Source organism: Lysinibacillus sp. ZYM-1 (assembly GCF_001308875.1).
In the GTDB taxonomy this organism is placed as follows: Bacteria; Bacillota; Bacilli; order Bacillales_A; family Planococcaceae; genus Lysinibacillus.
Genome location: NZ_KQ465108.1, coordinates 168,888 through 180,655 on the forward strand (window position 1 = coordinate 168,888; position 11,768 = coordinate 180,655).

General features: G+C 35.3%; 14 protein-coding genes and 1 pseudogene. 10 read left to right on the forward strand and 5 right to left on the reverse strand.

Features of this window, described 5'->3' with window-relative positions; all coding sequences use genetic code 11:
- The first annotated feature begins 154 nt into the window (after positions 1-154).
- From AO843_RS03645 to AO843_RS03675, 8 genes are all read left to right on the forward strand, one after another.
- Positions 155-1,471: a ParB N-terminal domain-containing protein gene (locus AO843_RS03645; protein WP_054609803.1), complete on the forward strand. Its 1,317-nt coding sequence runs from the start codon at positions 155-157 to the stop codon at positions 1,469-1,471.
- Between the two features lie 9 nt (positions 1,472-1,480).
- Positions 1,481-2,467: a phage lytic cycle repressor MrpR family protein gene (locus AO843_RS03650; protein WP_054609804.1), complete on the forward strand. Its 987-nt coding sequence runs from the start codon at positions 1,481-1,483 to the stop codon at positions 2,465-2,467.
- A gap of 154 nt (positions 2,468-2,621) precedes the next feature.
- On the forward strand, positions 2,622-3,086 hold the full coding sequence (locus tag AO843_RS03655; protein ID WP_054609805.1) for a hypothetical protein: 465 nt from the start codon (positions 2,622-2,624) through the stop codon (positions 3,084-3,086).
- Between the two features lie 51 nt (positions 3,087-3,137).
- Positions 3,138-3,311 (forward strand): hypothetical protein, encoded by a 174-nt coding sequence (locus AO843_RS24480; protein ID WP_156313936.1) that lies wholly within the window; start codon positions 3,138-3,140, stop codon positions 3,309-3,311.
- 33 nt (positions 3,312-3,344) lie between these two features.
- The gene (locus AO843_RS03660; protein ID WP_054609806.1) at positions 3,345-3,581 is read left to right on the forward strand and encodes a hypothetical protein; all 237 of its coding nucleotides are present in this window, start codon (positions 3,345-3,347) and stop codon (positions 3,579-3,581) included.
- 54 nt (positions 3,582-3,635) lie between these two features.
- Complete coding sequence (locus AO843_RS03665; protein WP_054609807.1) at positions 3,636-3,821, forward strand: hypothetical protein; 186 nt, start codon at positions 3,636-3,638, stop codon at positions 3,819-3,821.
- A gap of 221 nt (positions 3,822-4,042) precedes the next feature.
- Positions 4,043-4,573, forward strand: coding sequence for an NfeD family membrane protein (locus tag AO843_RS03670; protein ID WP_054609808.1), 531 nt, complete (start codon positions 4,043-4,045; stop codon positions 4,571-4,573).
- A 15-nt stretch (positions 4,574-4,588) separates the two neighbouring features.
- Positions 4,589-6,142 carry a flotillin family protein gene (locus AO843_RS03675; protein WP_054609809.1) on the forward strand — a complete coding sequence of 518 codons (1,554 nt, stop codon included), beginning with the start codon at positions 4,589-4,591 and terminating at the stop codon, positions 6,140-6,142.
- A 39-nt stretch (positions 6,143-6,181) separates the two neighbouring features.
- On the opposite strand, the gene AO843_RS03680 is transcribed toward AO843_RS03675, so the two are convergent.
- Both AO843_RS03680 and AO843_RS03685 read right to left on the reverse strand, forming a co-directional pair.
- Entirely contained in the window at positions 6,182-6,727 is a 546-nt protein-coding gene (locus AO843_RS03680) for a GNAT family N-acetyltransferase (RefSeq protein WP_054609810.1), read from the reverse strand.
- Positions 6,728-6,742: 15 nt separating this feature from the next.
- A complete protein-coding gene (locus AO843_RS03685) occupies positions 6,743-7,567 on the reverse strand; it encodes a methyl-accepting chemotaxis protein (RefSeq protein WP_025117432.1) in 825 nt (274 codons plus the stop codon).
- Positions 7,568-7,861: 294 nt separating this feature from the next.
- Between AO843_RS03685 and AO843_RS03690 the strand changes: the two are divergent.
- Positions 7,862-9,064 (forward strand): annotated as a pseudogene (locus AO843_RS03690) (MFS transporter).
- Between the two features lie 17 nt (positions 9,065-9,081).
- A complete protein-coding gene (locus tag AO843_RS03695) occupies positions 9,082-9,810 on the forward strand; it encodes a sulfite exporter TauE/SafE family protein (RefSeq protein WP_054609811.1) in 729 nt (242 codons plus the stop codon).
- A 44-nt stretch (positions 9,811-9,854) separates the two neighbouring features.
- Here AO843_RS03695 and AO843_RS03700 read toward each other — a convergent pair whose 3' ends face one another.
- From AO843_RS03700 to AO843_RS03710, 3 genes are all read right to left on the reverse strand, one after another.
- Positions 9,855-10,637, reverse strand: coding sequence for an enoyl-ACP reductase FabI (locus AO843_RS03700; RefSeq protein ID WP_082389381.1), 783 nt, complete (start codon positions 10,635-10,637; stop codon positions 9,855-9,857).
- A gap of 147 nt (positions 10,638-10,784) precedes the next feature.
- Positions 10,785-11,384: a hypothetical protein gene (locus tag AO843_RS03705; RefSeq protein WP_231630056.1), complete on the reverse strand. Its 600-nt coding sequence runs from the start codon at positions 11,382-11,384 to the stop codon at positions 10,785-10,787.
- A 129-nt stretch (positions 11,385-11,513) separates the two neighbouring features.
- Positions 11,514-11,762 carry a ferredoxin gene (locus AO843_RS03710; RefSeq protein WP_004232564.1) on the reverse strand — a complete coding sequence of 83 codons (249 nt, stop codon included), beginning with the start codon at positions 11,760-11,762 and terminating at the stop codon, positions 11,514-11,516.
- Positions 11,763-11,768 lie beyond the last annotated feature (6 nt).

Consider the following 11,768-nt stretch of genomic DNA (forward strand, 5'->3'; position numbering starts at 1 on the left):
TTTTAAATTAATTAATTTATTGAAGGGGATTTTATAAGAGCTGGTTTTTGATAATTTAATTGGATTAATTAATTTAAAAATATTATAATGAAAATTATCATGGATTACTATTAAAGTAAATCCATGTAATAGGAATAAAGAGGAGGAAAGAGTATTGAAGGTTGGGAAAACTAAAGAATTATTAATAGAAGAGATTAAAACAAAAATTCCTTTGTTGGTTCAAAACGATTTAAAATTGGATGAAATTTCTGCACAACTACATAAACATCATATAAGCATTGGTAATATTCTTGAATTAATTAATGACGAGAGTAGGCTATATGAAGCAAACTTACAGGAACTTTTACTACTAGGGGAACAGCTTCATTTAAAATTTAATGATACTGATGATGATTGGTTAGTGAAATGGCTAAATACATCAGAGGTCAAAGAGCTGAGGTTGTACATAAAGGAATCACCGTATGAAGAAACTATTACATTGCCATATACTTTCGAGAATACTCTTAAAACTGGTCACAATGAGTATGTGTCTGTAATCCCTAATTCAATGATTGGTAAACTTTGGATGAGTGGTATTACTATGTATAATCCAAATATTCAAAGGCAGGCAAAAAAGAAAAAGATTAAAAATGGAATTATAGAGGTTATGAATTTAAATCCAAAATCTTTACGAGATATTGAAAAACAAGCGCTGGAAGGAGATTTAATAACCTCTACTTTGCGCTATAATGCTAAAGTCGGTTCTGGAGAAAATGGAATTGAATTTATTTATGACGATCGTGATAAATCCCTTACCTTATTGGAGGGATCGTCATTAGATGTTTTAGATGGCGCACATCGAACTTTTTCTATTTATAATGCCTATATGAAAAAAGTTGATTTAGAAGGTGCTATGGTAGTTATTTTTTCTAATATGACGGAAGCCCAATGTAAACGAGTTCAGGTAGATATGGCTAAAGCAAATCCAATACCAAAACCTCGCTTACAAGAATTAGCTAAAGATAAATTATCTGATGAGGTTGTCATTGAATTAAAAGCTGAGGGAGAGTTAAAAGGGAGAATTACATCGAACTCCAATGTTAAATATTCATATGGTGAAGTAGTAACTTTTTCTGAATTATCAAATGCGATCGATAATAGCTTTTCGATAGAAAGTCGTCTCGAAATTATTAATATAGCTAAAATCATCAACGAATATATGATGTACCTCTTTGCTCACCATAAGGCAAACTTAATGGATAAACATTCATTAATGTTTAAGAGTAGAATGTTTATAGGACACATAGAATTGGCTGCTAGAATGTATGAGCATAGTATCCCATTTGAGAATTTAAAAAAGGTCTTAGAGCAAATAGATTTCTCAATTAATAATACTTTATGGGAGGAAATCGGAATTCTTAAATATGGTAATATAAGTTCTCGTAATAGAATGAAAATCCAAAAAATATTTCAACAATTAATTTTAGAATGAGGTGTAAAGGTGCTTAAAGAAAATGTATTAAATAAAGATATTAAGGAATGGTATCTAAAATCATTAGATATACAAGATAACAGTCTTACTACTTATTTATCGCTATTTAATAAGGCAACATTACTAGAAAATCAAAAAAACAAAGACATATTTAACATGAATAAAGTAGAGTTGGAAGAGTTGTTTTATAGTTTAAAGTCGCCTAGTCCCCAATCCATCAGTGCATCTATCGGTTTTATTGGGAGATATATAGATTGGGCTATAATGAACGGCTACACTGATAATCGATCACAGAGACTACCAAGTATTATTGATATGGAATACTGTAGTAGATTTATCTATAAAGCATCCATTGTACGTTATACAAGAGAACAATTATTAACATATATGCAGTTATTTGAAGATCAAAGACATGCAGTATTTCTACTATGTTTATTTGAAGGAATAAAAGGCGAGGGCTATAGTGAAATTTTGAATTTAAAGATGGAAGATTTAAAAGATGATAACGGGGTCTTCCTAGCAAAATTGACGAATAATAAGGGCTATAATCGAATCATTGAAATAACAGAAGAATTATATTGGCGGTTAGACAGGTTAGATAAAATATCTTCAACAAGTTTACAGCCTAAGCAAGGCCAAAAATATTTTTCGGATAGCACTTTTATTTTTAAGAAAGCAAATGCAAAAGGAGAAGATCTTCAGCTTAGGGCATCATTTGGAAATAGAGCTTTGGATTTAGCAAAATCAATTTTTGACAACAGTAATTTGATAGCTAGTACAATTCAAGTTTCAGGGATGATGTGGTATATATGGGAGTTACTGAAACATAATGAAGAAAAGGTACTTAATAAAGAAATTTTAGAGAAAGTTGCTAGTAAATATGATACTGGATATGTAAATAAAGATAGCAAGTATGTTAGTTATTCTATCCTCCAGCATAAACTAGATTTTGATTTTATAAAAACAAATTATGGTTTTATCAATATGGGATTATAGAACTGGTGTATACCAGTTTTTTTATTTGGGGAAAAATACTAAAAGATTTAAATTTGTAAATATTCTCTAGTAAATCGCTTGAAAACGAACGTCTGTTCGTGTTAATATAAAAATAATATAATTGGATTAATCTTCGAAATAAGGAGAGATTTAAATGAATGATAAGGAGACAACAGCAATATTGGAGCTTGTTATTTATAAAGATAGTGATATTTCTTTAGAGTTAATGAATAATTTCTATGGTAGTATTTCCAATGTAATTTTAAATGACGAAGGAGGAAATGCTTTAACATGTGAATGTATGGATAGCTCACTTTCTAGTTTAATTCTTATGGATAAATGGAATGATGATGAGGTGGAGCTTATTAAGGGGATTGGTGATACAAAATTTATCTATAAAAAATCGCAGGAAATAGATATCCATTATGATAGTTTAGTGCAGTTAGATGATCATAAAGATAATATTTATTGTGTTGTAGAATTCCAAAATATTGTTTATTTATATAATGGGTATCAAAGAAAATCCATTATCGAAAATAATATTACCTGTCTGAAGAGTCTTAAAGATTATTTGAATCGTAACTATCCAAAACACAAGATTTTAGAAAGAATGAATTAAGTTGGATCATAGTTATTAATAGATTGATTAATGAAAAAAAGAGGTGTTTTAATGGAGGAGTATTTAGTTAAAGAGTTTGCATCTGAGATAGTTGAAAAATCGAGAGGGAGAATAAGCATGATAGATGCTGAAGCATTAGCGATTGTTTATATAGCAAAGATGAAATCTATCTATCCACCCTTTAGTTTAAGAAAAATCTTTCAAAAGTTTGTTAATGATCTTTAGTACATGTTTTACATAAAAAAAGGGGGGTTACATATGATGGAAGTCGTAAAAGAAGAAACAGTATGTACTAATTTAGATGAAATTTTTTGTATGATTAATCAAGGTAGGGTTGTTGAAAATGAACAAAATTTAAGGGAATGTATAAATAAGTGTATAAAGCTCCAAGAAGGATTATTGAATTCTATTAAACTTATTGAACGGACATATCTAGAATTACATAATAAAAGTGACCAAACTCATTTAGCATTAAATGCTGAATCTAATATTTAAAAGCTGTTACAACTAATTAAAGATTCTATTCATTTAATGAAGGGAATGAGTTAAATGAACATAGTAAAAAATGATAGAAAACTTGCTTTGAAGGTTGATAGCTATGCTATGGCATTAGGTTATCAAGAGATGGGGGAATTAAATCTACGTATTTCAATGGAGATGGATCATTTAGAATGGGAGGCGCATAGAATTATAGAAGGCTTATTAAAAAGGGTAAATGTAATGGATGTTTATTAATAGTATATATAGCAATACTTGAGGTGAAAAATAGCGTTATCAAGGAACAATTTGAATACCCAGTCTTTACTTAAACATACAATGTAAATTGTTTTATACATAATATTATGGAGCATAGTACATCTATGCTCCACTTTTTATTTGAAAAATGTGAAAAATTTTGAAACTTTTCCTGTTGGGCATCCGTATAGTAGGTAATATGATGAAAAGGGGTGAGCAACTTGACGCTATTTGGCTATTCACTCGAACAAATCTTTTTGGTGGTTTTGATTTTCGCTGGCCTTGCCACAATACTAGTTATGTTTTTTGGTGATGCAGTCGAAGGTATTGGGGAAGGACTGCCCATTTTTAATCCGAGTGTCATTCTTTCTTTCATTACGTTGATGTCAGCAGCAGGATTTATTTTAGAAAAACTAGCCTGGTTCTCTAGCGTTTGGAACATTATTGCTGCATGTATCATCGGCGCTATTTTAAGTACTATGTTTTATTTATTCGTTCTCGTTCCGCTTCGGTCGGCTGATGTTTCATTAGCTTATACGGAGGAATCACTAGGTGGGCAATTGGGGAAAGTTATTGTACCAATTCCCGTAGATGGCTTTGGAGAGGTTGTTATCGAAACGACAAGTGGCATGATTTCGAAACGGGCAACAGGCTATGATAATGAAGCCATTGACTATGATGAGACTGTACTTGTTGTGGATGTGAAGGACGGCACACTTTTTGTTAGAACGTATGAGAAAAAATTTGTCTAAAGGGGAGATATGTCTATGTCAACCGATATTTTAATTGTTTTAGGAATTGTAGCGTTTGTATTAATTGCACTAGTGGGCTTATATGTCACAAAGTATCGTACGGCGGGTCCTGATGAAGCACTGATTGTGACAGGTAGCTATCTCGGCTCCAAAAATGTACATAAAGATGAGTCGGGAAATCGCATTAAAATAATTCGTGGGGGCGGTACATTTGTATTCCCTATCTTCCAACAAGCACAGCCATTAAGTTTGTTATCTAGCAAACTAGAAGTGACAACGCCTGAAGTGTATACAGAACAGGGCGTGCCTGTTATGGCTGATGGTACAGCCATTATTAAAATTGGCGGTTCCATTTCTGAAATTGCGACAGCAGCAGAGCAGTTTTTAGGAAAGCAGAAGGCGGAGCGTGAAGCTGAAGCACGTGAAGTTTTAGAAGGTCATTTGCGTTCAATTTTAGGCTCTATGACAGTTGAGGAGATCTACAAAAACCGTGATAAATTCTCACAGGAGGTTCAACGTGTTGCTTCTCAGGATCTAGCTAAAATGGGTCTTATCATTGTTTCCTTTACGATCAAGGATGTACGTGATAAAAATGGCTATTTAGATTCACTCGGTAAACCGAGAATTGCACAGGTAAAACGAGATGCTGATATTGCGACAGCGGATGCGGAAAAAGAAACACGTATTAAACGTGCAGAAGCATCGAAAGAAGCGCAAAAGGCAGAACTAGAGCGTGCGACAGAAATTGCGGAAGCGGAAAAAGAAAATCAATTAAAGGTTGCTGAATTCCGTCGTGAGCAAGATATTGCCAAAGCCCGTGCTGACCAAGCCTATGAGCTCGAAACAGCTCGTGCTAAACAGGAAGTAACGGAGCAAGAAATGCAAATTCGCATTATTGAGCGTCAAAAGCAAATTGAATTAGAAGAAAAAGAGATTTTACGTCGTGAGAAGCAATATGATTCTGAGGTGAAGAAAAAGGCTGACGCTGATCGTTATGCGGTGGAACAAAATGCTGCTGCCGAAAAAATGCGAGAGCTTGCACAAGCAGATGCAGAAAAATACCGTATTGAATCTTTAGCAAAAGCGGAAGCGGAAAAAATAAGATTAGATGGTCTTGCCAAAGCGGATGCAGAACGAGCACAAGGGGAGACAGAGGCAGATATTATTCGCCTTCGTGGTCTTGCGGAAGCTGAAGCTAAACGTAAAATTGCGGAAGCCTTTGAATATTATGGTCAAGCAGCTGTACTGGATATGGTTGTGCGCATGATGCCAGAATATGCAAAAGAGCTAGCGAGCCCACTTGGTAATATCGATAAGATTACAGTCGTTGATACTGGTGGTGGAGAAGGTAGTGGCGCGAATAAAGTAACGTCTTATGCCACTAATTTAATGTCTACGCTACAAGAAACGTTAAAAGAAACCTCTGGTATTGATGTGAAGGAACTGATTGAAAGCTATGCTGGTAAGCATACATTGCGTCCAGAATTAGAGCAAATTGCTCTAGGGCTTGAAAAAAAACAAACAGCGGTTGAAGCTGAAGAAACGAAAGAAACCGTAGAACAACCATAAATAAAAGCGACCTGATGATTCATGCATCAGGTCGCTTTGTTATTTTTGTTGCTGCCACTCACTGAGAAGCATGCCATATACAACATGATCTACATAATGATCATACAGCCATTCTGCTGCTCGCAGGGTGCCCTCTTTTATAAAGCCGAGGCGCTCTGGGATAGCGCTACTTTTTACATTGCCAACAGCCACTCGAATTTCTACTTTATGAAGGTATAATGTTTCAAAGGCATATTGTAATAGAGCTTTTACAGTTTTGGTCATAATGCCATGCCCCTGTGCACCTTCACTAAGCCAGTAGCCGATCGTGCCTATTTTATTAGTAGGATTAATGGTATTAAAGCCAGCGATGCCGACAATCTCATTTTTAAAGAGAATGACAAGAGAAAGGCTATTATTAGCTTCATATCCCTTGATACAGCCTTCAATATAGGCGATTGTATCTGCTACTTCCTTTGTATAATCCAACCATGGTAGCCATTCCTTTAAATGCTTTCTTGAAGCATCGGTACATGCAAAAACTGCCTCTGCATCCTCTAGGGTAATTGTACGTAAAGATAAATCATCGTTAATGTAAATATCCATCTCATCACCTCATTATTATTTTAGGGCATCATGCATGAAGCCTTTCATCTCTCGGCTAAGCACTGTCAGCTCTTCAATAATTTCGCTAAAATCTTGTACGAGCTGTGCTTGTTCATTCGTTGCATCATTGATTTGGCCCATATTTTGTTTTAAATTTTCAAGATTTCTATTAATATTTCGTAAGGAAGCTTCGATATTTTCGGTTGCGCTAGACGTCTCAAAGGACAATTTCCGAACCTCCTGTGCCACGATATTAAAGCCAGCTCCATGTTGCCCAGCTCTAGCTGCCTCAATGGAAGCATTTAAACCGAGTAAATTGGTTTGGCGAGAAATACTTTTAATTAGATCAGTCACGTCATTTGTTTTTTCTGAATCCTCTAATGCATGTTGTGCCTGCTTATTAATTTCCTCACTAGTAGCCGCTAATTCCTCTGAATGGGAAGCGATTGTATGTACTTTATCCTGAAGATTGTTGACGATATTGTCCATTGTACTCATATAATCTTCGAGTTTTAGTTCATTATCAATAGGTAGTCCGAAAGCCAATGCCCCTACGACTTGACCGTTTTCACGAATGGGGAAAGAAAAAGCATTGATGGCTACGCCGTATACATCCTTAGGAATGACCACATCTGCATTTTGTCCAGTAAAGGCAATGTAAACATTTTGATCATTAGCATTTACTTTTTGTCCATCCTGGTAGCCTGAATCCACACGTTTACCTGCTAAATATTTGATGACTGTTTCACTTTCCTTTTCAATGACAGCAACAATAGCTTCTTGTTTTAATGCTAGATGAATATAAGGTGCTGAAAGGGCTAAAGCTTCAATAATTTTCATAAAATTTCCTCCAAGTCTAGTCAATGAAAAATGGTTGGCTCATCTGTTTTCATTATGACAATGGTGCTAGATGATTACTTTTAATGTAGCACAATATTTGCCAAGTCAAAATAGCAAATTCTATTTTTATTTTTTGTTGAATCTAGAAAATGTCTCTTTTTTATTGTCAATGAAAATTAGTCATTTAGTGGGAAAATGTAGGGGGAGTTTGTCCATTTTTTGACGGAAGGGTCGTGTCTTTTATGGAATATTGTATTAGAATAATAGATGTGTAGAAATGAAGGAGAGATTTTCATGGAATATATACAAAAGGGGACGAAGTCATTTCACAAAGCTAATTGGGCTTTGTTTTTAGCAGGCTTTATTACGTTTGCAAATTTATATAGTACGCAACCATTATTGCCAACTTTCGCAGAAGTGTTCAAAGTATCGCCAGCGGTTGCTAGTTTATCTCTCTCTGTAACTACCTTTGCTTTAGCGTTGAGTTTAGTCATTGTTGGTTCATTATCAGAGGCATGGGGCAGGAAATCGTTAATGACCATTTCTATTTTTGCTGCTTCTATCTTTACACTTGCACTAGCATTTTCTCCAAATTTTGAATCAATAATTGTGCTACGTGTTCTGCAGGGTATTGTTTTTGCGGGATTACCTGCCATCGCTATGGCCTATTTGGGAGAAGAAATGGAGCCATCAAGTTTAGGGGTTGCCATGGGTTTATATATCAGTGGAAATTGAGTAGGGGGGCTTAGTGGCCGAGTGATTATCGGTACATTAACAGACCACTATAATTGGCATATAGGAATGATTGTATTAGGGGGAATTAGCTTACTTGTAAGTGTGTTATTCGTCTGGATGCTCCCAGGCTCAAAACATTTTAGTCCCCGGCCATTACAAATAAAAGCATTAACGAAAACCCTTTTTCAACATATGAAGGACCCTTCGATGCTGTGTCTATATGGAATTAGCTTTGTTTTAATGGGGAGCTTTGTCACGCTTTATAACTATATAGGCTTTAAATTAATGGCACCTCCCTATAATCTGAGTGCAACAATTGTTGGCTGGATTTTTGTTATTTACTTAGTTGGTACGTTTAGCTCAGCGTGGTTCGGCAGTTTAGCTGATCGTTATGGGCGACAACGAATGCTATTACTGGCGATTGCCATTATGTTAGTTGGTGCCATTTTGACGCTCAATGATCTACTTTCTTTAAAAATAATTGGAATTACGGTTTTTACCTTTGGCTTTTTTGCAGCGCATTCAATTGCTAGTGGTTGGGTGAGCAAGCGGGCATCTCACGATAAAGCACAAGCGTCATCCCTCTATTTATTTTTTTATTATTTTGGCTCTAGTGTAGGAGGAACTGTAGGTGGGGTATTTTGGATGAAATATGGCTGGATAGGTGTGATAACGATGATTGCCGTATTTTTATTGATTGCTTGTGTCCTATCATTCTTATTAAAGACAATCATTGCTAAACAAAAAATTGTAACTACTTAATGATGTGAGGTGTTGTTTTGCTAGAATTAGCCTTTTATTTTTTTATTATACTAACTGCAGCCATTTTGCAAACAAGTACTGGATTTGGCTTCTCTATTATGGCTACACCGTTTTTATTGTTGCTTTTTTCACCACAACAAGCGATGCAATTGAATATAATACTATCCCTTGTTATTTCATTTTCGTTGCTATGGAAGGTTAAAAAGGATATTGAGTTCGCGTTGCTCAAAAAGGTAATGATAGGAAGTGTTGTAGGGGCACCTTTTGGTAGTCTGTTATTTGCTTACGTGGATGTTACAACATTTAAATTGATCATAGCGGTCCTTTTAATCGGGTTAACGATTGTGCTCATGAAAAACCTCTCCATTCAACAAACAAATAGAAGAGATTATGGTGTTGGCTTTATTTCAGGAATATTCACCACGAGTATTGGGATGGCTGGACCTCCACTGCTCCTATATTTTGCTAGCACGCACAAAAGGAAAGAAACGATTAGGGCAACATCACTTGCTTATTATATTTTTATTTATCTGATTAGCTTACTATCTCAACTAACGATCGAAGGTACTAATAAAACCGTTTGGCTCTATAGTTTGTATGCCTTGCCAATTGTTTTGATCGGTCTTATTTTAGGACAAAGGTTATTTAAAAAGCTCAATCAAAAGTTATTCCTACAATTTATTTATTTTCTATTAGTAGCTGCAGGTCTTATGCTTCTTATACAATCCATTTGGGCATTGCTATAAACGATAAAAAGTATGGAAGAGAGCTAGTCTTCCATACTTTTTTATTAACCCATAATATTGTAGCCAGCGTCGATGTAAATAGTTTCTCCAGTGACACCACGTGATAGATGAGAGAGCATAACAATTGTCATATCGGCAACTTCATCTTGTTGAACATTACGTTTTAATGGAGCCGTTTCCTCGATTTTGTGTAAAATTGTGTTAAAGGAAGGGACACCTTTTGCGGCAAGTGTACGAATAGCACCAGCTGAAATGGCATTTACACGAATGTTATCTTGACCGATATCAGCAGCAAGGTAGCGCATAGAAGCTTCTAATGCAGCCTTTGCTACGCCCATCACATTGTAACCATCAAGCACTCGTTCCGCACCTAAGTAACTCATTGTGACAATTGAGCCACCCTCTGTCATATACGGATGAGCTGCTTTTGCTGTGGAAATTAGAGAATAGGCACTTGTATCTTGTGCGAATGCATAGCCTTCACGCGTTGTTTCTAGGAAGCGATTGTGTAAATCTTCTGCATGAGCAAAAGCTACTGAGTGGACAATACCATGAATAACGCCAACCTTTGAGCCAATTTCTTCGAAAGCTGCTTTTGTACTGTCATCACTGTTAACATCACATTGAACAACAAGGGAATCAGATTGTCCAACATTGTCTAATTGCTTTTGTAACTTTTTCAATGAGCGTTCTTGGCGATAAGTGAAAATAACATTTGCGCCTACATCAAATAAACGTTTTGCAATGCCCCATGCGATACTACGATCATTCGCCACACCCATGACAACAATATTCTTATCTTTTAATTGTAATAAATTATCCATCATTATGAAGAACTCCTTTGTGAGATAATATCTGTTATTAGTACCAACTACTAAAATCTTATCATACATAAAAAACTGTTGCAATAGAGTAGCCGTTTATCAAGCAAAAAAAATTCATCTCTTACAGTGAGAGACGAATTAAACGGTGTACTATTTAGCTACATAATCTTCATACATATCTACTGCCCGATAAACAGCACTATTTATAGTGATTCTAAAGCAATTTTGGCTACGAATTGTGTGGGCAAGAATTTTGATGGCTCTTGTTTGATCTCTATGGAAGGGAGTGGTGTCCGTTTGAAAATCATCATCTAAATAAGCAAGAAAATAAGGTTTCTCCTCTTGAGGGTCTAATAAATCAGCCTCAGTACTTTTTTCAACGGTCTTATAAACCCATAAATCGATTGCATTCCCTAATTGAAACGCAGCGAAGTATAGAAAATCATCATTATCACAATGAATCATTTTTTGAATTATTTGAATTTTTTTAAGCTCATCCAGCAAAAATGTATTGATAGAGTAGTAAATGGCTTTAGAAGGATTGAGAATGAGTTCATCGGTATGATGAGATTTTAAAAAAACCCAACTATTTAGAACGATGGCCCATGAATCCAGTGTATTCAAACATTTCGCATAAACCTGTGGGAAAATCATTTGCCATTTTGCAGCAAGATTTTTAAATTGAACCATATGGTCTTGATCGATATGAAATAAACTATGCTCTACTTGTAACTGCTCAAACATCATCATTCCTCCAATAGATTGGTATGTATAGAAAAGAGCCATATGATTGATCGTCTTGATGCAAAAGTTAGCAATATATTTCAGGTATTAAGAAGGCACCCATTGAAGGATGCCTTAGTACATACAAATTGAAGACTATTCGAATTTTAATGAGTCACCATCAAAAGTTTCGTCTGCTACTTTGATAGAGTCAGTTGGACACCCTTCAAAAGCATCTTGCATATCTTCTAATAGATCTTCTGGCACTTCGGCAGTTCCCATGTTATCATCTAAAATAACGAAGGCAATACCTTCATCATCATAATCATAAATGTCTGGCGCTGCGGCTCCACATGCGCCACAAGCGATGCATGTATCTTTATCAACTATTGTGTATTTAGCCATTTTTTT